We start from the raw sequence: 20951 nt of genomic DNA on the forward strand, positions 1-20951 counted from the left end.
AGGCAAACGAAAAAGGGGCCGACGATGCGCGTCGGCCCCTCCCCACCTCACTGCTCAATCAGCGGTCAATGCTCGGCAACCGCCGCCCGCCTCACTGTTTGATTGCCATGCTCGTCCAGCTCCAGCATCGGCACTTCGTTTCCTTCGGCATCGAACAGCTTGCCATCCTTGAAGTAGTCGCCATCACGCAGTGCGGAAATGTCGGAGTACTGGATGGTGCGTTCGTACGCTGCGGCGAACACGGACTGGTTTTCCGAGTTGCCGGTGGTGAAGTGGTTGAAGATCAGGTTCAGCAGGATGGCCATGATCGCCGCCGAACTGATGCCCGAGTGGAAGATGGTCTCGAACCAGTTCGGGAAGTGGTGGTAGAAGGTTGGCGCGGCAATCGGAATCATGCCAAAGCCCAGCGAAGCGGCGACGATGATCAGGTTGACGTTGTTCTTGTAGCTCACCTTGGAAAGGGTGCGGATACCGCTGGCCGCCACTGTGCCGAACAGCACGATGCCCGCGCCGCCCAGTACCGGGGTTGGTACTGCAGCAATCACCCGGCCCATGACCGGCAGCAGGCCGAGTACCACCAGGATCACGCCACCGGTGGCTACCACGTAACGGCTCTTGACCCCGGTCACGGCCACAAGGCCGACGTTCTGGGCGAACGCGCTCTGGGTGAACGAGCCGAAGATCGGCGCCAGGATGCTCGATGCCATGTCGGCGCGCAGGCCGTTGCCCAGGCGCTTGGAGTCGACCTTGGTTTCGATGATCTCACCCACGGCGAGGATGTCGGCCGAGGTTTCCACCAGGGTGACCATGATCACGATGCACATCGACAGGATCGCGGCGATGTGGAATTCCGGCATGCCGAAGTGGAACGGCGTGGGGAAGGCGAACATCGCACCTTCGGTGACCTTGCTGAAATCGGTCATGCCCAGCGCCCAGGCGATCAGGGTGCCGAGCACCATGGCCAGCAGGATCGACAGGCGCGAGATGGTCGCGCTGCCCAGCTTGCTCAGCAGCAGCACGATGGCGAAGGTCAGCCCCGCCAGGCCGATGTTGGCCACGCTGCCGAACTCCGGCGAGGCGCTGTTGCCGCCCATCACCCAGCGGGCGGCTACCGGCATCAGGGTCAGGCCGATGGTGGTGATGACGATACCGGTCACCAGCGGCGGGAAGAACTTGGTGATACGCGAGAACACCGGCGTGATCAGAAAACCGATCAGCGACGCCGCCATGACTGCGCCGAGCACGCCGGGCAGGCCACCGCCGCCCTCGCTGCTGAGAATCGCCCCCATGGTCGCCACACCGGCGAACGACACGCCCTGCACCAGCGGCAACTGGCAGCCGAAGAACGGCAGGCCGAGGGTTTGCAGCAGGGTGGCCAGGCCACCGGCAAACAGCGAGGCGGCAATCAGCATGCCGATTTCGGCGCCGTTGAGGCCTGCGGCCTGCCCCAGGATCAGGGGTACCGCAACGATCCCTCCGTACATGGTCAGCACATGCTGCAGACCGTAGGCCAGGTTGGCACCAAGGCCGAGGTTTTCATCCTCGGGGCGCTTGGCGGGAGACGTGCTAGGGGACGTAGTCATGGAGCAGGCTCTCTGTTTATTTTTGTGTCGCTACTGTAGACAGTTCCTGCAAATGATTGCCACAAGAATTGTATACAATATTTTGATCGGAGCGCGCACAGGGGCGGCCGCAGGATGTGCGAAAACACAATGCAGAAGGCGTACCAACTCATCAAATGCTGTATTAGAGGGGTGTGTACAAAGTGTTGCTACCCAGGCTTAAAGCTGTCTGGGTAGACAGGAAACACATCGGGGGAAGGCTATTAGCTAGCTAAGAGATTTCATTATTCGATGAGTTCGCGCAGCTCACGCATCATTTCGGTGCTGTCGGCCACGTTCAATTCCACAAGACGGTGCAAATGGCTCATCGAATCGATGTCGATGTACAGGCAGATGAAGCCCAGGCGGTCCGGTTCTTCGTGGCGCAGTTCGACCTGCATCTGCACCTCGGTTACTTCATCGTTGAGCACGATGTAGGCTTCGAAATCCTGGCTCAGGTCGGGGTCCCAGGTTTGCGGGCTTTCAACCAGCAGGCCTTTGAGGGACAGGTCGAGCAGTTTCACCTCCCAGCAACGTTCGCCCTGGCACAGCCTGGTCGGGGCATCGAACTGGATTCGCTGGAAACGGCGGCGTTCGTCGTGATCGCTCATGGCATGGATCCTCGGGTAGGTCCTAAGGTGACATCCTGACTATAGTTATAACGTCATGTGCATCAGGTACTGCAATCTGGCCGCAGAGGCTCTAGACCAAAGCAAGTGTGGCAATGCGTCTTGACTCGCCCTAGACTCGGTGGGCGGTCTTTCCAATCCACCAGCTGGAAGCTAACCATGAACAACAATAATAGCCTGCTACGCCACATTCCGTGGTTGGCGCTGGCAGTCATAGGGGCCTGCGCGCTGGGTGTGGTTGCCCTGCGTCGCGGTGAGGCAATCAACGCCTTGTGGATCGTGGTCGCGGCAGTGGCCATCTACCTGGTTGCCTACCGTTACTACAGCCTGTTCATCGCCACCAAGGTGATGCAACTGGACCCGCGCCGCGCTACGCCGGCGGTGCTCAACAACGACGGCCTGGACTACGTCCCGACCAACAAACACATTCTTTTCGGTCACCACTTCGCTGCCATCGCCGGCGCAGGGCCCCTGGTCGGCCCGGTGCTCGCCGCGCAAATGGGCTACCTGCCCGGTACGCTGTGGCTGATCGCAGGCGTAGTGCTGGCCGGTGCGGTACAGGACTTCATGGTCCTGTTCATGTCCACCCGCCGCAATGGCCGCTCGCTAGGCGACATGGTGCGCGAGGAGATGGGCCGCATTCCCGGCACCATCGCCCTGTTCGGCTGCTTCCTGATCATGATCATCATCCTTGCGGTGCTGGCGCTGATCGTGGTCAAGGCGCTGGCCGAAAGCCCGTGGGGCATGTTCACGGTCATGGCGACCATCCCGATCGCGATGTTCATGGGCATCTACATGCGCTACATCCGCCCGGGCCGCATTGGCGAGATCTCGGTGGTTGGCGTGGTATTGCTGCTGGCTTCTATCTGGCTGGGCGGCGTGATCGCTGCGGACCCGGTCTGGGGCCCGGCGTTCACCTTCACCGGCGTGCAGATCACCTGGATGCTGGTGGGCTACGGCTTCGTCGCCGCGGTGCTGCCGGTGTGGCTGGTGCTGGCGCCGCGTGACTACCTGTCTACCTTCCTCAAGATCGGCACCATCGTTGGCCTGGCCATCGGTATCCTGATCATCGCGCCCGAGCTGAAAATGCCGGCGCTGACCCAGTTCACCGACGGCACAGGCCCGGTGTGGAAGGGCACCCTGTTCCCGTTCCTGTTCATCACCATTGCCTGTGGTGCGGTGTCCGGCTTCCATGCGCTGATCTCTTCGGGCACCACGCCCAAGCTGCTGGACAACGAAACCAACGCCCGTTACATCGGTTACGGCGGCATGCTGATGGAGTCGTTCGTGGCCATCATGGCCATGGTCGCTGCTTCGGTGATCGAACCAGGCGTTTACTTCGCCATGAACAGCCCGGCCGCCGTGGTGGGCGCAGACGTTGTGTCGGTGGCGCAGACGGTCAGCAGCTGGGGCTTCCTGATCACCCCCGAGCAGCTTGAAGCCGTCGCCCGTGACATCGGCGAGCACACCGTCCTGGCCCGTGCCGGCGGTGCGCCAACCCTGGCGGTCGGTATTGCGCAGATCCTGCACCAGGTGTTGCCAGGTGAAAACACCATGGCCTTCTGGTACCACTTCGCGATCCTGTTCGAGGCGCTGTTCATCCTCACCGCGGTGGACGCCGGTACCCGTGCCGGGCGCTTCATGCTGCAAGACCTGCTGGGCAGCTTCGTGCCGGCGCTCAAACGCACCGAATCGTGGGGTGCCAACCTGCTCGCCACCGCTGGCTGCGTGGCAATGTGGGGCTATCTGCTGTACCAGGGCGTGATCGACCCGCTGGGTGGCATCAACACCCTGTGGCCGCTGTTTGGCATCTCCAACCAGATGCTGGCCGGTATCGCCTTGATGCTCGGTACTGTGGTGCTGATCAAGATGAAACGTCAGCGCTACATCTGGGTCACCCTGCTGCCGGCCGTCTGGCTGCTGATCTGCACCACTGCTGCAGGCCTGATCAAGCTGTTCGACCCGAACCCGGCCGTTGGCTTCCTGGCCCTGGCCAAGAAGTACAGCACTGCCCTGGACGCCGGCCAGGTACTGGCCCCGGCCAAGGACATCGGGCAGATGCAGCACGTGATCTACAACGCCTACACCAACGCGGGCCTGACGATCCTGTTCCTGCTGGTGGTCTTCAGTATCCTGTTCTTCGCCATCAAGGTCGGCTACGGCGCCTGGGGCCGCAAGGAGCGCAGCGACAAGGAAACCCCGTTCCAGGCCTTGCCTGACGCGTAATCGAGAGGACTGCAGTTATGTTCAACGACTTGGGTCGACTGGGAAAATACCTGGGGCAGGCAGCCCGCCTGATGGTCGGCATGCCCGACTACGACAACTATGTCGAACACATGCAGAAGACGCATCCGGACAAGCCGGTGATGAGCTACGAGGCGTTCTTCCGCGAACGCCAGGAAGCCCGTTACGGTGGCAAGTCCGGGCCCAAGTGCTGCTAAGTCCAGGCTAGCGCGGCCCTTTGTAGGAGCGGCCTTGTGTCGCGATGGGCCGCGCAGCGGCCCCAGGTTTTCAGCTTCGCAGCAGATATTGCCGGGGCTGCTTTGCGGCCCATCGCGACACAAGGCCGCTCCTACAGGGATCGCGGCTCGCTTTCCGAAATTCACTGCACAGGAGATGTTCTGCGTGCAGACGCCTATTCCCGTAACCGTACTCACTGGCTTCCTCGGTGCTGGCAAGACCACCTTGCTCAAGCACATGCTCAAGGCCGAGCACGGCCTGAAGATTGCCGTGATCGAAAACGAATTCAGCGAGGCCGGCATCGACAGCCAGCTGCTGGGCGACGAGCCGGTGCAGGTGATGACCCTGGCCAATGGCTGCGTGTGCTGCAGCATCCATGGTGATCTCACCCGCGCCTTGTACCTGCTGCTCGAACGCCTGGATGCAGGCGAGATCGCCTTTGACCGGCTGGTAATCGAATGCACCGGCCTGGCCGACCCGGCGCCGGTGGCGCAAACCTTTTTCATCGACGAGGACCTGCGCGAGCGCTACATCCTCGACGGCATCATTACTCTGGTCGACGCTGTTCATGCCGAACTGCACCTGACCCAGACCATCGCCCAGGCCCAGGTCGGCTTTGCCGATCGACTGCTGCTGAGCAAGACCGATCTGGTCGAGCCGGCTGCGGTAGAAGCCCTGCGCGAACGCCTGGCCCGCATCAATGGCAGGGCTGCGATCCGCGTGGTCGAGCACGGCCGTATCGACCTGGCGGAGCTATTGGATGTGCGTGGTTTCAACCTCAACCCCGACCTGGGCGCGAACCTGAAGCCGACACTGCGCCCGGTGCTCAAGCCCGCCACCCCCGACCGTATCTCCACCCTGGTGCTGCGCACGGAAACCGCGCTGGACATCGACCGCCTCAGCGGCTTCATGAACGAGTTGCTGGAAACCCACGGCAAGCAGCTGCTGCGCTACAAGGGCGTGCTGAACATCGCCGGTGAAGATCGCAAGCTGGTGTTCCAGGGCGTGCTCAAACTCTACGGCTTCGACTGGGACGCCGAATGGGCCGAGGGTGAACCCCGCGAGAGCGTGATGGTGTTCATCGCCGATGAACTGCCCGAGGCTACGATTCGGGCTGGCTTCGAGGCGCTGGCTGCGGGCTGAGCCGGCGCGGCGTTGCGGCCTGGAACCACTGCGGCCATGAGCTGCGGTGGCGGCTTTCGACCTCGATGCACGGGATCAGGCGTTCGGTCAGCACCGCCGTTTGCCGCACTGCCTTGGCGGTGCGGTACTTGACGCTGTGGATGCACTCGCGGTCGCCGAACTCGCAGCGGTTCAGCGCGGTACCGCCGCAGGGTCCGTTGGCCAGGCCTTTGGGGCAGGTTTCCGGGCAGACGTACAGGGTGTCTTCCAAGCGGCAGCGGCCGCAGGTATCGCAACCCACCAGCGGCCGTTTCACCGCACGTTCCACTTTGTGCAGCACCTGTGCGCCAAGCTGCGTAGCCCACAGCGGCCGGCGTACTGCCCAGCCAAATGCCTTGCTCAGGCCGTTGCGGCGGCTGAACAACAGCGAATGCATGCCGTGCATCAGGTGATAGCGCGCTTTCTCCTTGAACGAGGCATCGACCCGCGATTCGCCCTGGCGCCAGGCCGCTTGTGGCGGGTGGAAGATCACGGCCGGCAGGCCGGGCATCTGCCAACTGGCCTGCCAGGCGGGCGCCCACTGCTCCAGCGTGTGAACCTGGGTTTGCCAGTGCTCGATACGGGCTTCCAGGGCCAGCAGATGCTTGAGTTCGTGAACACCTGACAGGTGCACGCCGGCGTAGCCCATCAGCTTTACACCAATGATCTGCAAGGCCAGGCGGTCAACACTGCGCGCCAGGGCAAACACCTTGGACTGTGCGGTTTCCGCTTCGAGCATGTCACGCATGGACGGGGTGACAGTGACGCCCGCCACGTGGTCGAGCATTGTCGCGCGGCCGTGGGTGAGGCTCATCAGGCAGGCCAGCATCGGCTTGGGCGTGGGTTGGCGGCGCATCCAGTGCATGGCTTCCTGGTGCTTGGCGGCGTCGAAGCCCAGTTGCAGCGTGAGGAAGTCGGCCCCCGCGGCCAGCTTTTTCTCGGCCTTGAAATACTGTGCGCCGCCTTCTTCCTCGTGGTACTTGAACGGGTTCAGCGCTGCGCCCAGCAACCAGTGCGGGCAAGCCTGGCGGGCGATCTGCAGGGCGGCGACCGATTCCAGGTAGCGCACCGGGCGCTGACCGGGCTCGTGGCCGGGCAGGCGGTCGCCGGTCAGCAGCAACAGCTGGTCGAGGCCCTCGGCGTCCATGCGCTGCAGTTGGGCAAGCAGGTGGTGGCGTTCGCGATCCTTGCCGGAAAAATGCGGCAGCGCAGGCACCGGGTTGCTGAACGAGGCGAGGGCGTCCAGCGGCGACATGTCCAGCGGGCTGCCGACACGATCGCCGATGGCCAAGGTCATCGGCCAGCCGCACAGGTGCGCACGGGCCATGATCGCTTCCATGGCGGCGAAGCGTTCTGCGGAAGGCTTGGGGACGAACTCCATGACACAGACGAAGTTCTGTTCGCGCAGCGCGGTTTTCAGCAGGCTCATGTGGCCGGGCACCTGGTGTGGTCAGGGTGGCATTGTGCGGCAGAAGGCGGGCGGGGTCATGTCCGGATGCGCAGGGTGGTGCTCTGAATGAGACATCATCATGATCATGAAAAAATCTTGAGTTCATCTCAAATTTAATGAGTTTGTTTCAAACGGCTATCCGCCGGAAAATTCCCTCATCCATTTATGCAGGCTAAGGGACAAGACATGGCACTGGCACACAACCTGGGCTTTCCACGCATCGACCATGACAGCGAGCTGCGTGCCCGCCAGTGGCAGGTGCAGAAAGACGCCGGCATCGAACTGCTGCCAGTGGGCGACTTTGCCTGGTTTGACCAACCGTTCGAGCTGAGCTGGGCGCAACTTTTTGACGAAGTGGCACAAGCCAAGGCCTTGGGCCATGCGGTCAAGCCAGTGGTGATCGGCCCATTGACCTATCTGTGGCAGGGCGAAAACAACGGCGGCATCGACACGCTGGAGCGCCTCGACCGCCTGCTGCCGCTGTATGACCAGCATCTCAACCGCCTGGCTGTTCTGGGTGTCGAGTGGGTGCAGATCGATGAGCCGATTCTCGCCGAAGACCTTCCGCAGGATTGGAAAAATGCTTTCGAGCGCGTCTATAACATCCTTCAGCGCGCGCCATTGAAAAAGCTGATCGCCACTTACTCTGGTGGCCTTGGAGGCAACCTCGGCCTGGCCGCGAACCTGCCGGTCGATGGCCTGCACATCGACCTGGTGCAGGCACCCGACCAGTACGTGACCATTCTCGACCGCCTGCCGGCCTACAAAGTGCTGTCGCTGGGCCTGGTCGACGGCCGCAATGCCGCGCCTTGCAACCTGGGCGCGACCCTGGACCTGCTGCACGATGCCCATGAGCGTCTGGGGGAGCGGCTGTGGCTGGCGCCATCCTGCTCGTTGTCGGGCAGCCCGGTGGACGTGGCCGTGCAGAAGTGCCAGGAAGTGGCTGTGCTGGCTGCTGCGCTGGAAGAGAACCGAGCCGCCGCTTGATCATCGGCTGCTTGTGCCGGCCTCTTCGCGGCGGTTCGACGCCTCGATAAGCCCGCTCCCACAGGTACAGCACAAACCTTGCAACATGTACGGTCCCTGTAGGAGCGGGTTCACCCGCGAAGAGGCCGGCACAGGTGCTGCAAAACCCCTAGAATTCCGACTCCGATCAAATCGACAGGGAGTGATGCGATGCGAGTTCTGGTAGTCGGTGCCAGCAAGGGCCTGGGCATGGCGTTCATGCAAGGGCTGGGCAAACCGGGCGATACGTTGATCGGGGTGTCGCGCACCCAGCCAGCGGCAGTGAACGTGGGCAAGGATATCCAGGCCCAGTGGATCGAAGCCGATCTTGGCCAGCCGGCCGCCGCCGTAGAGACCATTTTCCGCGCCCTGGCCGAGGGTGGCGTGGATACGCTGATCTACAACCTCGGCCTGTGGGAGGCCGAAGCCTTCGAGGCCCACTACAGCTTCCTTGATGACCGTGATGCGCAGTTGCAGCGCATGGTCGACTGCAACATCACCGCGACCATCCTGCTGATCAAGCGCCTGCTGCCGCTGCTGCTCAAAAGCGAAAAACCACGGATCATTCTGACCGGTTCCACCTCGGGCCTGCCCCAGAGTGGTCGCCCGGAAGTGACCTTTGCCGCCTCCAAATTCGCCCTGCGCGGCATCGCCGAAGCGTTGCGCGAAGGCTATCGGGAGCAGGGCCTTGGGGTGACGTGCCTGAACCTGGGGTACCTGAATACCGAAGACAGCCTGGATGTGCCGTTGGCCGAGGCTGCGGCGCGTGGGGAAGGGGGGCTGATACCGCTGCACGATGTGGTGCTGATGGTGCGCACGCTACTGGAGCTGTCGGCGGCCAGTTATGTTCGGGAGCTGACCTTGCCGGCTATTGCTGATGAGCGGTTCTGATACCTGAGATTGCTGTGTACGCAGGCCCGGCCTCTTCGCGGGCTTGCCCGCTCCCACAGGGACCGCACAAATTTCAAGGTTTGTGCTGTCCCTGTGGGAGCGGGCCAGGCCTTTCTTGGCATCCCGCTTGATCATCTCGTGCAGCAAGGTCACCAGCACCCGGCATCCGGAAGCGCCAATCGGGTGGCCCAGGGCAATCGCTCCGCCATTCACATTGACCCGCGCAGCATCCCATTCCAGCACCTTGCCCACCGCCAGCGCCTGTGCGGCAAAGGCTTCGTTGGCTTCGATCAGGTCCAGTTCGGCCAGTTGCCAGCCAGCCTTGTCCAGGCAGCGTTGGGTCGCCGAAACCGGGCCGATGCCCATGATCGCCGGGTCTACCCCGGCACTGGCATAGGCCGCGATCTTCGCCAGCACTGGCAGGCCCAGGGCATTGGCCTTGACGGCACTCATCAGCAGCACGGCGGCGGCGCCGTCATTCAGGCTGGAGGCGTTGCCAGCCGTAACGCTGCCGTCCTTCTTGAACGCAGAGCGCAGTTTGGCTAACGAGTCAGCGGTGGTGGCCGGGCGTGGCTGTTCGTCCTGGGCGAACACTTTGGGCTCACCCTTTTTCTGTGGCAGCACGATCGGGGTAATTTCATCAACGAAGCGCCCGGCCTCGATGGCCGCTACGGCCTTGCGCTGCGATTCGGCGGCGAAGGCGTCCTGCTGCTCACGGCTGAGGCCGTACTTATCCACAAGGTTCTCGGCGGTGATGCCCATGTGATAGTCGTTGAAGGCATCCCACAGGCCATCGGTGATCATGCTGTCGATCAGCTGGCCATGGCCCATGCGCTGGCCGGTGCGGGCCGAAGGCATCACATACGGGGCCAGGCTCATGTTTTCCTGGCCACCGGCAATCACCACCTCGGCATCACCGCAGCGAATGGCCTGGGTGGCCAGGTGCAGGGCCTTGAGGCCCGAGCCGCAGACCTTGTTCAGGGTCAGCGCCGGTACGCTGTAGGGCAAGCCGGCCTTGATCGCAGCCTGGCGTGCCGGGTTCTGCCCGGCGCCGGCGGTGAGCACCTGGCCGAGGATCACTTCGTCGACCTGCGCCGGGTCCAGCCCGGTCTGCTCCAGCAGGCGCTTGATCACGGCGGCACCGAGGTCGACCGCAGGTACCGTGGCCAGGGCGCCCTGGAAGCTGCCGATGGCGGTACGGGTAGCGGCGACGATGACCACGTCGTTCATGTTGTTGTTCTCCGTGCGATGGGCGTAATACCCAAGCATCGGTGGCTTTGGCTCATTTGTTAAGTTTGTTTTTCTTTCGGATTGATGTGAAAAACAAATCAATGGGCGCTCGGCGTTCTATCCAACTAAGCTGAATTCCGTGCTGTTTCACTCAATTGAATGGAGCCCATACCCATGCGCACCCTCATCGCCCTGACGCTTCTGATCGGCAGCAGCACAGCATTCGCCGCCACTCAATGCACCACCGCAGACAAAAGCACCTGGCAAGACCAGGAAAAGTTCCAGGCCCAGCTCAAGGAGCAGGGTTACAAGATCAACAAGTTCAAGGTTACCAAGGGCAACTGCTACGAGATCTATGGTTTCGACAAGGATGGCCGCAAGGTCGAGATCTACCATGACCCGGTGACCGGCAAAGCGGTCAAGTCCGAGTATGACGATTGAACAGCGACGGCACGGTGCAGCTGTGGGACCCGCTCCTGCGGCTGTGCCATCTCTCCATCGCCGGCGTGTTCTTTGCGGACTATTTTTTCAACGAAGAAGGTGACGACTGGCACCAGTGGCTGGGTTACTACGCACTGGCCTGTGTCGTGGTGCGCGTGGTCTGGGGCTTTGTCGGGCCACCCAGCGCGCGCTGGGCCGACTTCTGGCCAACCCCGGCGCGCCTGGCCGGGCATGCCCGTGCATTGCTGCGGGGCGAGCCTTGTCATCGCCTGGGGCATTCGCCGATTGGCGCCCTGGTGATGCTGTTGATGCTGACGGGGATCGCTGGGCTGGGCCTGACCGGGTGGGCGTCCCAGGAAGTGGATGCACTGTGGGGGGCTGATTGGCCGACCGACCTGCACAGTTGGTTGGCCGATGCGGTGTTGGCGTTGGTGTGTGTGCATGTGCTGGCGGCTATCTATGAGAGTGCGCGCCTGCGCGAGAACCTGCCGTTGTCGATGATCACCGGGCGGCGCCGCCGTCGCGATTGAGGGGCCCTGTACTGGCCCCTTCGCGGGCTCGCCCGCTCCCACAGGTACTGCACAGGCCTTGAGGTTTGTGGAATACCTGTGCTTCCACAGGTACTGCACAGGCCAAGGATTGTGGAATACCTGTGCTTCCACAGGTACTGCACAGGCCTTGAGGTTTGTGGAATACCTGTGCTTCCACAGGTACTGCACAGGCCAAGGATTGTGGAATACCTGTGCTTCCACAGGTACTGCACAGGCCAAGGATTGTGGAATACCTGTGCTCCCACAGGTACAGCACAGGCCTTGAGGTTTGTGGAATACCTGTGGGAGCGGGCGAGCCCGCGAAGAGGCCGGCACAGGCAACCTCATTCAAACAGCCGGGCACTGATGGGTCACACAGTGAATCCCTCCACCCCCAGCTGCAATGGCATCAATATCCAGCTGCACGATATCCCGCCCCGGGTACAACGCCGCCAGCAACGCCCGGGCTTTTTCATCTGCCTGCGCATCGCCAAACTGCGGCGCGATGATGGCGTCATTGATCACGAAGTAGTTGATGTACCCCGCCGCAAAGTCGTCATTGCCCTTGCTGAACCTGTTACGCCGCCCGCGCTGTGGCGGTGACACGACATGAATCTGCAACGCCCGGCCTTCGGCATCGGTGGCGCGTTTTAGAATCTCAAGATGCTTGCGCGTCACGGCGTGGTCATACGATTCCGGGTCGTTGTCCAGGTTGGCAATCACCACCCCCGGCCGCACGAAGCGGGCATAGAAATCCACATGCCCGTCGGTGATGTCCTCACCAGCGATGCCCGGCAGCCAGATAACCTTGCTCAACCCCAGGCGCTCCTTGAGCTCGGCCTCGACCTCGGCCTTGCTCCAGCCCTTGTTGCGATTGGCATTGATCCAGCTGCTTTCGGTCATGATGCCGGTGCCATGGCCATCCACTTCGATGGCGCCACCTTCGCCTACCAGTTCGCTGCGCTGGTAGCCGGCGCCGGCGAGGGTGGCGACCCGCTTGGCCAGCTGTGCATCGTTGCGGTGGCGCTGCTTGTTGCCCCAACCGTTGAAGTTGAAATCCACCGCGCCCAGCGCGCCGTCGTCATCGAGGACGAAGTTGGCGCCGATGTCGCGCATCCAGATGTCGTCCAGGTCGAACTCGACAAAGCGTGTGCGCGGGCTGGCGCAGTGCTGCTCGGCCAGCTTGCGTTCGCTTGCCCGGCAGAACACGGTGACCGGCTGATAACGCGCGATGGCCTGGGCGATGCGGCCCAGGGCGGCTTGCACATCGGCGGTGAAGTCTTCCCAGATGGCATCCTGGGCGCCGAAGGCGATGAAGGCGCGCTGCTGCGGTTCGCCCTCGTCAGGCATGAACCAGCGCCCCGGTTCTTCGGCGCGGGCCAGGCCCAGGGGCAAGCCAAGGCCGGCGCCGAGGCCGGCGGCCAGTGACAGTTGCAGGAAGGTTCTACGGCTTGGCATGGCTCAGTCCTGTGCAGTCTTGAAGCGTGTCCACACGCGCATGCGTGCACGCATGTCCGCCTGTGGAATATCGCGGCCCGGTATCAGTCGGGCATAGGTTGCTTCGTCGAGGTAGATATCGGGGTTGTCGCGCATGCGTGGGTCCACCGCCAGGCGCGCCTTGGCGCTGGCAGTGGGGTAACCGGTGAAGTTGCTGATGGCAGCCATGTTCGCCGGGCGCATGACGAAGTTGATGAAACGATAGGCGTATTCCGGGTGCCTGGCATCGGCCGGGATGGCCATGGTGTCCATCCACACCGTGGTGCCTTGGCGGGGCACGCGGTACTGGAAGTCCAGGTGCTTGCCTGCAGCCTCGGCCGTGCGCTGGGCCTGGATCACGTCGCCGCTGTAGCCCAGAGACACGCACAGGTTCTCGTTGACCAGTTCGGTCACCGGCTGCGACTGGAACTTGCGCACATACGGGCGTATGGCCTTGAGCAATTCGCTGGCGGCGGCCAGGTCTTCACGCGTGGCGCTGCGCGGCTCGCGGCCCAGGTAGTTGAGGACCACGGCCAACACCTCGTCGGGCGAGTCGATGACCGAGATACCGCAGTCGGCGAACTTGGCGGCCAGCTCCGGCTTGAACAGCAGGTCGAGGTTGTCCAACGGCGCATCGGGCATGCGTTGGCGGACTTTTTCGGCATTTACCGTCAGGCCGATGGTGCCCCAGGTGTAGGGCACGGTCGCCTGGCTGGCCTTGGGGTACCGGGCATGCAGCTGGCGCAGGCCAGGCTCGATGTCGTCCAGTGCCTCAAGGCGGCTGTGGTCCAGTGGCTGCAGGCTGCCGGCACGCATCAGCCGCTCGGCAACGGTGTCACCGGGGAACACCAGGTCGTAGCCACTGCGCCCGGACATCAGCTTGGCTTCGAGCACTTCACTGCCGTCCATGACGTCGTAGATCACCTGGATGCCGGTTTCGGCCGTGAACTGCTTCAGGGTGTCCTCGGCAAAATAGTCGGCCCAGTTGTACAGGCGCAGCACGGGCTGATCGGCCTGGGCGTGGCTGGCGCAGATGGCCAGCGCCAGTGCAGCTAGAACGTGGCGTTTCATGCTCAGGCCCTCGGGGTATGTGGATGCTTGCCGTCCAGGGTCAGCAGTGCGGCGTACATTTCCGGGCGACGATCACGGTAGATGCCCCAGCTCAGGCGGTCATCGCGCATGCGTGCCAGGTCCAGGTCGTGCAGCCAGATGCCGCTGTTGTCACGGTCGGCCTCGGCGAGCATGGCGCCCTTGTGGTCGCAGATGAACGACGAACCATAGAAACGCATGCTCAACGAAGCGTCGCTGGCGGCGACTTCATCGCCAACGCGATTGGCCGCCACCACCGGCAACAGGTTGGCGGCGGCGTGGCCGCGCATGGCCACCTGCCAATGGTCGCGTGAGTCCAGTTCGGCGCAGCCAGGCTCGGAGCCGATGGCGGTGGGGAACAACAGCACTTCGGCGCCCATCAGTGCCAGGCAGCGAGCGGTTTCGGGGAACCACTGATCCCAGCAGATACCGATGCCCAGGCGGCCAAAGGCGGTATCCCAGACCTTGAAGCCGGTGTCGCCAGGGCTGAAATACTCCTTCTCCTGGTAGCCGATGGCGTTGGGGATGTGGGTCTTGCGGTACACGCCGAGCAGGCGGCCATCGGCATCGGCCACGGTCAGCGAGTTGAAGAAGGCATTGCCGGCGCGCTCGTACCAGCTCAGCGGCAGCACCACGCCCAGCTCGCCGGCCAGTGCGGCGAAGCGCTGCAGGATCGGGCTGTCAGGGTAGGGCTGGGCGAGGGCCTGGTGCTGGTGGTCCTGTTCGATGCAGAAGTACGGGGTCGCGAACAGCTCCTGCAGCAGGATCACCTGGGCGCCTTTGGCAGCGGCCTGGCGCACCAGCTGTTCGGCGCGGTCGAGGTTGTCGGGCAGGTTCCAGCTGCACGGCATCTGGGTGGTGGCAACCCGTAGCAGGCTCATGGCTGTACCTCCGGCTGCTGCTGGGTGATGCAGTGGATGCCGCCACCGCCGTGGGCGATGTGGTCGATGCGCACGGGCACGACCTGCCGGCCCGGGAAGGCGTGGGCCAGTTGCGCAGCGGCTTCCTGGTCGGCAGCGATGCCATAGGCGGGCATGATGATCGCGCCGTTGGCGATGTAGAAGTTGGTGTAGGACGCGCAGAACACCTCGGCGTCCTGATCGACGGCGGCGCTGGCCTCGTACAGGTCGAGCAGTTCGAAGTGGCGGCCGTGGGCGTCGGTGGCCAGTTCCAGTGCGCGGCGGTTTTCGCGCACCACGTCGGCGTACACCGAGTGCTGGTCGTGGGTGGCATCGACCAGCAGCACGCCGGGGCGGGCGAAGGCGCACACGCCGTCGACGTGGCCGTCGGTCATGTCGCCGGTGACGTATTGCGGGTCACCCGGCAGCCAGATGGTCTTGCGGATGCCCAGGTGGCGGGCAAAGCAGGCCTCGAACTCAGCCTTGCTCACGCCAGGGTTGCGGTTAGGGTTGAGCAGCACCGATTCGGTAGTGATCAGCGTGCCTTCACCATCGACATGAATCGCACCGCCTTCGTTGCACAGTGAAGTGCTGAAACCGTCGAGGCCCAGCTGGTCGAGGATGCGCCGGCCCAGGCTGCGGTCCAGGCTGTGTGGCGACTTGTCGCCCCAGGCATTGAAGCGCCAGCTCAGGCCGGCCAGGCCATGCTGCGGGTGGCAGACGAAGCTCGGGCCGCTGTCACGGCACCAGCTGTCGTCCACGGCCAGTTCGATCAGCTCGATGTTGGCACCGCAGAGGGCGCGGGCGCTGGCCACGGCAGACGGGTCGACCACCATCTTCACCGGCTCGAAACGGGCGATGGCCGCTGCGACCCGGGCGTAGTCCTGCTGTACGTCGGCCAGGCGCACGTTCCAGCCGCTTTCCCACAGGGCCTGATTGTGTGGCCAGACCATCCAGGTTGCCGCGTGGCGTGCCCATTCGGCGGGCATGCGCCAGCCGCTGTCGAGGGACAGGTGCATAGTGAACTCCGATCTATTAAGGATTTTTATCAACGAAGCCCGCCGTCGCGGGTGTTGGTGTTCATGCTATGGCTAGGCCTGGCCGGCGACAAACGATAGATTTAGCGCACATCTGATCAGCAGGGCTTATCAATCATGCTTAAACACTGGCCACCCCTGAATGCCCTACGCGGCTTCGAAGCTGCGGCGCGGCTGGGCAGTTTCCACAAGGCTGCCGAGGCGCTGAACCTGACGCAGTCGGCCATCAGCCAGCAGATCCGCAGCCTGGAAACCTACCTGGAGCAGCCGCTGTTCCACCGAAGCGGGCGCAGCGTGAGCCTGACCGACGCCGGGCATGACCTGCTCAGCACCACGCAATCGCTGCTGCAGCACCTGGCCGTGGGCATTCGCCGGCTTGACCAGTACCGCAAACCCAACCAGCTGGTGGTCAACACCAGCCCGGCGTTCGCCAGGCACTGGCTGCTGCCGCGGCTGGCCGACTTTCACCAGCGTTGCCCGGAAGTGGACTTGTGGTTGTTCACCAGCTTCGAGGTGCCGGACATGGCCACCGAGACCATCGACCTGGCCATCCGCGATGACCTCAGCGCCCAGGCCGAGTGCAGCTTCAGCGTATTGCATCAGGATCAGCTGTACCCGGCCTGCCACCCTGCACTGGTGTCTTCGGCTACGCGCACGACCTTGCACGGCGAACGGGAAATGGACTGGAGCCATTGGCAGCTGGAAGGTGGCGAAGATGTCGGGCAGCAGGGCAAGGGGCTGAATTTTTCCGACCCTGGGCTGTTGCTGGATGCGGCGAGCGAGGGGCTGGGGGTGGCGCTGGTCAGCCAGTTGCTGGCGCGGCGGGCGATGGAGGAGGGGCGCTTGCAGGCGTTGTCGGCGCAGCGGGTGCGGGGGCCGGCGTGGGCTTGCCTGGTGCACAGGGATAGCCAGGAAGACCCGCTGGCCAGGCGGTTTCTGGAATGGTTGAAAGGTGCTCTCCTTGCCAATTGATGCAGCCTGCACCGGCCCTTTCGCGGGCGAGCCCGCTCCCACAGACATTGTGCAAATCTTGAGGGCTGCACAGTACCTGTGGGAGCGGGCTTGCCCGCGAAGAGGCCAGAACAGGTTATCCCCGGTTTTGCATCCCCATGATCACCCCGTAATATGTGTCGGATAACCCGCGGGGGTAGTCTCACCCTCTGATCAATCGGAATCGCCCCAAGCGGCGCTTCCCCGGCATAAACCTGACGAGGTACAGACATTGGCCATCATTCATCCTAAGGTTCGCGGTTTCATCTGCACCACGACTCACCCGAAGGGCTGCGAGCTCAACGTCCGTGACCAGATCGAAGCCACCCGCAAGCTGGGCGTGCGCGAGGATGGCCCGAAGAAGGTGCTGGTCATCGGTGCTTCCAGTGGCTACGGCCTGGCAGCTCGCATCACCGCAGCGTTCGGTTTCAAGGCCGACACCCTGGGCGTGTTCTTCGAAAAGCCAGGCACCGAAACCAAGGCCGGCACGGCTGGCTGGTACAACTCCGCTGCCTTCGACAAGTTTGCCAAGGCCGAAGGCCTGTACAGCAAGTCGATCAACGGTGACGCCTTCTCCGACGAGGCCCGTGCCAAGGTCATCGAGCTGATCAAGAACGAGATGGGTGGCAAGGTCGACTTGGTCATCTACTCGCTGGCCTCGCCTGTGCGCAAACTGCCGCAGACCGGTGAAGTCATTCGCTCGGCACTGAAGCCGATCGGCCAGCCGTACAAGTCGACCGCCATCGACACCAACAAGGACACCATCATCGAGGCCAGCATCGAGCCGGCCACCGAGCAGGAAATTGCCGACACCGTCACCGTCATGGGTGGCCAGGACTGGCAGCTGTGGATCGACGCCCTGGCTGGCGCCGACGTACTGGCCGAAGGTGCCCGTACCGTGGCCTTCAGCTACATCGGCAGCGACATCACCTGGCCGATCTACTGGCACGGTGCGCTGGGCCAGGCCAAGCAGGACCTGGACGATACTGCTCTGCGCCTGAACGAGAAATTGGCCAGCGAAGTGAAAGGCGGGGCCAACGTGGCCGTGCTGAAGTCGGTGGTCACCCAGGCCAGCTCGGCCATTCCGGTGATGCCGCTGTACCTGTCGATGGTCTTCAAGATCATGGAAGAGAAAGGCGTTCACGAAGGCACCCAGAACCAACTGGACCGCATGTACCGCGACCGTCTGTATCGCGCCGACGGTGCGCCGGCCGAAGTCGACGAGAAGGGCCGCCTGCGCCTGGACGACTGGGAACTGCGCGACGACGTGCAGGACGCCTGCAAGGCCCTGTGGCCGCAAGTGACCACCGAGAACCTGTTCGAACTGACCGACTACGCCGGTTACAAGAAACAGTTCCTCAACCTGTTCGGCTTCGAGCGCGCTGACGTCAACTATGACGAAGACGTGGCTACCGATGTGAAGTTCGACTGCATCGAGCTGTAATCGCTGCTGGCCTGTGCCGGCCTCTTCGCGGGCTCGCCCGCTCCCACAAGGACCTCACCAAGCCTGAAGGCAGTGGGGGACCTGTGGGAGCGGGCAAGCCCGCGAAGAGGCCGGTACAGCCCAGGATTTTTTTGATAGCTTTGGCGCACAACAACAGGGAATGCGCCATGAGTAGCCTCACCCAACCCGCCACCCCCGTTCGCCAGGCCACAGCCGATGGCTATAGCCTCGGTGGCTTCATCTGGCGCCATGCCCTGCCAGACCCCCAGCGCCCGCTGGTGATCATCAACGCTGCCACTTCGGTACGCTGCCGCTATTACTCCCGCTTTGCCGACTACCTGTTTGCCCAAGGCTGCGATGTGCTGACCTACGACTACCGTGGCATCGGCGAATCCCGCCCGGCTTCATTGCGCGGCTTCCAGGCATCGTGGAGCGACTGGGGCCGGCTGGATTTCGAAGCGATGTTGGCGCATGCGGCCGAGCATTTCCCCGGCCAGCCAATAGACGTGGTGGGGCATAGCTTCGGTGGTTGTGCAGTAGGCCTGGCACCGTCGGCCGGCCAGATACGCAGGGTAGTGATGGTAGGCGCACAGTTCGCCTACTGGCGCGATTACGCGGCTGATCAACGCTGGCGGCTGTTCGGCAAATGGCATGTGGTGATGCCTTTGCTTACCCGCGCTTTGGGCTACTTCCCCGGCAAGCGCCTGGGCTGGATGGAAGACACCCCGGCAGGGGTGGTGGATGACTGGACCACCCGTACGCCACGCTATGAGCACCGGCCAAGTGGGCGCCGGCTGGAGAGGGTTCCGTTTGCACACGTGCAGGCCGCGACGCTGGCCATCAGCTTGACCGATGACCCGTTTGGCACTGTGGCGGCCACCGAGCGGTTGCTGAGTTATCTACAGGGTGCCCGGCACCTGCGTATCGCGCCTGTGGATATCTCGGTCGAGGAGATTGGCCATTTCGCGTTCTTCCATGACCGGTTTCGCGAAAGCCTGTGGCCGCTGGCCTTGCAGTGGTTGCAACAGGGAGGGCTGGAAGAAGGTGCGCCTGGCACCCTCATGGATTGAGGGTGGATTCGATATTTTGGGGCTGCTTTGCAGCCCATCGCGACGCAAGGCCGCTCCCACAAGAGATCGCATACCTCCTGTGGGAGCGGCCTTGCCGGGGCGCCGGACCGGTCGGAAAGGGCCGCAAAGCGGCCCCAACTATCTCAAGCCTTGCGCGACAGCGGCTGCCCGGCAAATTTCACACCGGTCAAACCATGCTCGATCAGCGCACGAATATTGCCATGGTCGCTACCTTCAGGCGTGGCCACCACATCACGGTAGTGCTCGCCAAATGCCAGCAGCGCTTCCTGATCGCTCAGCCCTTCCAGCAACGCCAGGCCCAAGGTCTTGCACGACCCTTCGTTCTGCCCGGCTGCATTCTCCACACCGCCGTTGTTGAAGGCCTGCGGCTGGTAGCTGTAGTTGTCGGCAATGAACGCCAAGGTATCGGCAAATACATGTTGGCCGCTGGCCAGGCTGGCGCGCAGGGTGTTCAGATCAGTCACGAGGCTTTCCTTTTTCGAACGCCGCCTGTTGGTCGGCGCTGGCTTCTTTCTGGTGTTGGGCTTTCCACTCGGCGTAAGGCATGCCGTACACCGCTTCGCGGGCGTCGTCCAGGCTCAGGTCGAGCTGGCGCTCGTCAGCCGCGGCCTTGTACCACTTGGACAGGCAGTTGCGGCAGAAACCGGACAGGTTCATCAGGTCGATGTTCTGTACATCGGTGCGCTTTTGCAGGTGTTCGACCAGGCGCCGGAACGCGGCGGCTTCGAGTTCGAGCTGTTGCTGTGGGGTCATGGGCTTCTCTCAGGTCATGCGGTTCTTCAAGTGGCGGCCACCGTTGATGACCACCTGGCTGCCGGTGCTGTACTGGCTGGCGAGCAGGTATTTGACTGTCTCGATCAGCGGGCCGGCGCCGGGTTCGAACTCCAGCAGGGCCTTTTTCAGGGTTTGCTGGCGGTAGGCTTCGTCGCCCCCTTCCTTGAGGATCAGCAGCCCTGGCAGGATACCGTTCACATGCACCGTGGGCGCATATTTTTCAGCGAACGACAGCACCATGTTCTGCAGCGCAGCCTTGGTGGCGGCGTAGCCAATGTGGCTTTTGCTGCCGCGCGAAGAGGTTTCGTCGCAGATGTGGATAATGTCGGCCTTTTCCACCTTGGCCAGCAGGTCGCCCAGGGCCAGGTTGAGGTGGTAGGGCGCTTCGACGTGCAGGCGGAACATGGTCTCGAGGTTGTCGAGCCCGTCATCGAGCCACAGCGAGGCGTTGTGGATGATGGCGCGCAGGCCGTCGTAATGCGTATGCAGGTGGTCGATCAGGGCCTGGCGGTCGGCCGCCAGGCACAGGTCGGCCTGGAACTGCACGATGTTCGGGTGGGCCGTCTGTGGTTGGACGCTGCGGCTGGCACTGACCACCGTATGGCCGGCCTGTGCCAGTTCAAGGGCCAGGGCCAGCCCGACACGCTGGCTGGCTCCGGTAACGAGAATGGGGCTGTTCATGTTCGGGGCGGTCAACTTGTCTGTCCTTTGGTTGCCGCCCAGCATACCCGAACTGTTTCCCTGTTGTATGGC

The 20951-nt window shown here is 63.1% G+C and carries 20 protein-coding genes and 1 pseudogene; 10 read left to right on the forward strand and 11 right to left on the reverse strand.

Going from position 1 to position 20951, the window contains the following annotated elements; translation table 11 throughout:
- Positions 1–65: 65 nt before the first annotated feature.
- Positions 66–1583, reverse strand: a complete 1518-nt coding sequence (locus tag AK81_RS07085; protein WP_043197836.1) for a nucleobase:cation symporter-2 family protein — start codon at positions 1581–1583, stop codon at positions 66–68.
- A gap of 263 nt (positions 1584–1846) precedes the next feature.
- Positions 1847–2212, reverse strand: a complete 366-nt coding sequence (locus AK81_RS07090; protein ID WP_043197837.1) for a PilZ domain-containing protein — start codon at positions 2210–2212, stop codon at positions 1847–1849.
- 177 nt (positions 2213–2389) lie between these two features.
- Between AK81_RS07090 and AK81_RS07095 the strand changes: the two genes are divergently transcribed.
- The 3 genes from AK81_RS07095 to yjiA all read left to right on the forward strand — a co-directional run bounded on the left by AK81_RS07095 (position 2390) and on the right by yjiA (position 5833).
- Positions 2390–4456 carry a carbon starvation CstA family protein gene (locus AK81_RS07095; protein WP_043197839.1) on the forward strand — a complete coding sequence of 689 codons (2067 nt, stop codon included), beginning with the start codon at positions 2390–2392 and terminating at the stop codon, positions 4454–4456.
- 17 nt (positions 4457–4473) lie between these two features.
- A complete protein-coding gene (locus AK81_RS07100) occupies positions 4474–4671 on the forward strand; it encodes a YbdD/YjiX family protein (protein WP_003251633.1) in 198 nt (65 codons plus the stop codon).
- Between the two features lie 184 nt (positions 4672–4855).
- Positions 4856–5833: a GTPase gene (yjiA, locus tag AK81_RS07105; protein WP_043198067.1), complete on the forward strand. Its 978-nt coding sequence runs from the start codon at positions 4856–4858 to the stop codon at positions 5831–5833.
- On the opposite strand, the gene AK81_RS07110 is transcribed toward yjiA, so the two are convergent.
- Positions 5793–7280 (reverse strand): methylenetetrahydrofolate reductase C-terminal domain-containing protein, encoded by a 1488-nt coding sequence (locus AK81_RS07110; protein ID WP_043197840.1) that lies wholly within the window; start codon positions 7278–7280, stop codon positions 5793–5795. The genes yjiA and AK81_RS07110 overlap by 41 nt on opposite strands.
- Before the next feature lie 207 nt (positions 7281–7487).
- Between AK81_RS07110 and AK81_RS07115 the strand changes: the two genes are divergently transcribed.
- Both AK81_RS07115 and AK81_RS07120 read left to right on the forward strand, forming a co-directional pair.
- The gene (locus AK81_RS07115) at positions 7488–8288 is read left to right on the forward strand and encodes a 5-methyltetrahydropteroyltriglutamate--homocysteine methyltransferase (protein ID WP_043197842.1); all 801 of its coding nucleotides are present in this window, start codon (positions 7488–7490) and stop codon (positions 8286–8288) included.
- Between the two features lie 189 nt (positions 8289–8477).
- A complete protein-coding gene (locus AK81_RS07120) occupies positions 8478–9197 on the forward strand; it encodes an SDR family NAD(P)-dependent oxidoreductase (RefSeq protein WP_043197843.1) in 720 nt (239 codons plus the stop codon).
- Between the two features lie 102 nt (positions 9198–9299).
- Here the strand turns inward: AK81_RS07120 and AK81_RS07125 are convergent.
- Positions 9300–10427 (reverse strand): annotated as a pseudogene (locus AK81_RS07125) (acetyl-CoA C-acetyltransferase); the annotation flags it as partial.
- A 174-nt stretch (positions 10428–10601) separates the two neighbouring features.
- Here AK81_RS07125 and AK81_RS07130 point away from each other — a divergent pair.
- The gene (locus AK81_RS07130; protein WP_043197845.1) at positions 10602–10868 is read left to right on the forward strand and encodes a PepSY domain-containing protein; all 267 of its coding nucleotides are present in this window, start codon (positions 10602–10604) and stop codon (positions 10866–10868) included.
- Positions 10865–11398, forward strand: a complete 534-nt coding sequence (locus tag AK81_RS07135) for a cytochrome b/b6 domain-containing protein (RefSeq protein ID WP_043197846.1) — start codon at positions 10865–10867, stop codon at positions 11396–11398. The genes AK81_RS07130 and AK81_RS07135 overlap by 4 nt, the downstream gene beginning before the upstream one ends.
- A gap of 348 nt (positions 11399–11746) precedes the next feature.
- On the opposite strand, the gene AK81_RS07140 is transcribed toward AK81_RS07135, so the two are convergent.
- Genes AK81_RS07140 through AK81_RS07155 form a run of 4 tightly spaced genes read right to left on the reverse strand, consistent with a single transcriptional unit; the run spans position 11747 to position 15881 of the window.
- The gene (locus tag AK81_RS07140) at positions 11747–12856 is read right to left on the reverse strand and encodes an agmatine deiminase family protein (RefSeq protein WP_043197848.1); all 1110 of its coding nucleotides are present in this window, start codon (positions 12854–12856) and stop codon (positions 11747–11749) included.
- Positions 12857–12859: 3 nt separating this feature from the next.
- On the reverse strand, positions 12860–13945 hold the full coding sequence (locus tag AK81_RS07145) for an extracellular solute-binding protein (RefSeq protein ID WP_043197850.1): 1086 nt from the start codon (positions 13943–13945) through the stop codon (positions 12860–12862).
- Between the two features lie 2 nt (positions 13946–13947).
- Positions 13948–14844 (reverse strand): N-carbamoylputrescine amidase, encoded by an 897-nt coding sequence (gene aguB, locus AK81_RS07150; RefSeq protein ID WP_043197852.1) that lies wholly within the window; start codon positions 14842–14844, stop codon positions 13948–13950.
- Positions 14841–15881: an agmatine deiminase family protein gene (locus AK81_RS07155; RefSeq protein ID WP_043197854.1), complete on the reverse strand. Its 1041-nt coding sequence runs from the start codon at positions 15879–15881 to the stop codon at positions 14841–14843. The genes aguB and AK81_RS07155 overlap by 4 nt, the downstream gene beginning before the upstream one ends.
- Positions 15882–16016: 135 nt before the next feature.
- Here AK81_RS07155 and AK81_RS07160 point away from each other — a divergent pair, with 135 nt between their 5' ends.
- The 3 genes from AK81_RS07160 (at position 16017) to AK81_RS07170 (ending at position 19403) form a co-directional block, all read left to right on the forward strand.
- Positions 16017–16871, forward strand: a complete 855-nt coding sequence (locus AK81_RS07160; protein WP_043197856.1) for a LysR substrate-binding domain-containing protein — start codon at positions 16017–16019, stop codon at positions 16869–16871.
- 250 nt (positions 16872–17121) lie between these two features.
- Entirely contained in the window at positions 17122–18333 is a 1212-nt protein-coding gene (gene fabV, locus AK81_RS07165; protein ID WP_043197857.1) for an enoyl-ACP reductase FabV, read from the forward strand.
- A gap of 167 nt (positions 18334–18500) precedes the next feature.
- Positions 18501–19403: an alpha/beta hydrolase family protein gene (locus AK81_RS07170; RefSeq protein WP_043197860.1), complete on the forward strand. Its 903-nt coding sequence runs from the start codon at positions 18501–18503 to the stop codon at positions 19401–19403.
- 143 nt (positions 19404–19546) lie between these two features.
- On the opposite strand, the gene AK81_RS07175 is transcribed toward AK81_RS07170, so the two are convergent.
- Genes AK81_RS07175 through folM form a run of 3 tightly spaced genes read right to left on the reverse strand, consistent with a single transcriptional unit; the run spans position 19547 to position 20924 of the window.
- Positions 19547–19888 (reverse strand): HopJ type III effector protein, encoded by a 342-nt coding sequence (locus AK81_RS07175; RefSeq protein WP_043197861.1) that lies wholly within the window; start codon positions 19886–19888, stop codon positions 19547–19549.
- Positions 19881–20177, reverse strand: coding sequence for a DUF1244 domain-containing protein (locus tag AK81_RS07180; RefSeq protein ID WP_043197862.1), 297 nt, complete (start codon positions 20175–20177; stop codon positions 19881–19883). The genes AK81_RS07175 and AK81_RS07180 overlap by 8 nt, the downstream gene beginning before the upstream one ends.
- A 9-nt stretch (positions 20178–20186) precedes the next feature.
- On the reverse strand, positions 20187–20924 hold the full coding sequence (folM, locus tag AK81_RS07185; RefSeq protein ID WP_050491849.1) for a dihydromonapterin reductase: 738 nt from the start codon (positions 20922–20924) through the stop codon (positions 20187–20189).
- Positions 20925–20951 lie beyond the last annotated feature (27 nt).

The sequence above is a fragment of the Pseudomonas putida W15Oct28 genome, assembly GCF_000708715.2.
Classification (GTDB): Bacteria; Pseudomonadota; Gammaproteobacteria; order Pseudomonadales; family Pseudomonadaceae; genus Aquipseudomonas; species Aquipseudomonas putida_R.

What these genes read in the sequence shown, in the direction of transcription:
- AK81_RS07155 (WP_043197854.1), bottom strand. Translation starts at nt 15,881, where the DNA reads ATGCACCTGTCCCTCGACAGCGGCTGGCGCATGCCCGCCGAATGGGCA.
- AK81_RS07110 (WP_043197840.1), bottom strand. Translation starts at nt 7,280, where the DNA reads ATGAGCCTGCTGAAAACCGCGCTGCGCGAACAGAACTTCGTCTGTGTC.
- AK81_RS07090 (WP_043197837.1), bottom strand. Translation starts at nt 2,212, where the DNA reads ATGAGCGATCACGACGAACGCCGCCGTTTCCAGCGAATCCAGTTCGAT.
- AK81_RS07115 (WP_043197842.1), top strand. Translation starts at nt 7,488, where the DNA reads ATGGCACTGGCACACAACCTGGGCTTTCCACGCATCGACCATGACAGC.
- AK81_RS07140 (WP_043197848.1), bottom strand. Translation starts at nt 12,856, where the DNA reads ATGCCAAGCCGTAGAACCTTCCTGCAACTGTCACTGGCCGCCGGCCTC.
- folM (WP_050491849.1), bottom strand. Translation starts at nt 20,924, where the DNA reads ATGCTGGGCGGCAACCAAAGGACAGACAAGTTGACCGCCCCGAACATG.
- AK81_RS07160 (WP_043197856.1), top strand. Translation starts at nt 16,017, where the DNA reads ATGCTTAAACACTGGCCACCCCTGAATGCCCTACGCGGCTTCGAAGCT.
- AK81_RS07130 (WP_043197845.1), top strand. Translation starts at nt 10,602, where the DNA reads ATGCGCACCCTCATCGCCCTGACGCTTCTGATCGGCAGCAGCACAGCA.
- AK81_RS07180 (WP_043197862.1), bottom strand. Translation starts at nt 20,177, where the DNA reads ATGACCCCACAGCAACAGCTCGAACTCGAAGCCGCCGCGTTCCGGCGC.
- AK81_RS07100 (WP_003251633.1), top strand. Translation starts at nt 4,474, where the DNA reads ATGTTCAACGACTTGGGTCGACTGGGAAAATACCTGGGGCAGGCAGCC.
- aguB (WP_043197852.1), bottom strand. Translation starts at nt 14,844, where the DNA reads ATGAGCCTGCTACGGGTTGCCACCACCCAGATGCCGTGCAGCTGGAAC.
- AK81_RS07120 (WP_043197843.1), top strand. Translation starts at nt 8,478, where the DNA reads ATGCGAGTTCTGGTAGTCGGTGCCAGCAAGGGCCTGGGCATGGCGTTC.
- AK81_RS07085 (WP_043197836.1), bottom strand. Translation starts at nt 1,583, where the DNA reads ATGACTACGTCCCCTAGCACGTCTCCCGCCAAGCGCCCCGAGGATGAA.
- AK81_RS07095 (WP_043197839.1), top strand. Translation starts at nt 2,390, where the DNA reads ATGAACAACAATAATAGCCTGCTACGCCACATTCCGTGGTTGGCGCTG.
- AK81_RS07145 (WP_043197850.1), bottom strand. Translation starts at nt 13,945, where the DNA reads ATGAAACGCCACGTTCTAGCTGCACTGGCGCTGGCCATCTGCGCCAGC.
- AK81_RS07170 (WP_043197860.1), top strand. Translation starts at nt 18,501, where the DNA reads ATGAGTAGCCTCACCCAACCCGCCACCCCCGTTCGCCAGGCCACAGCC.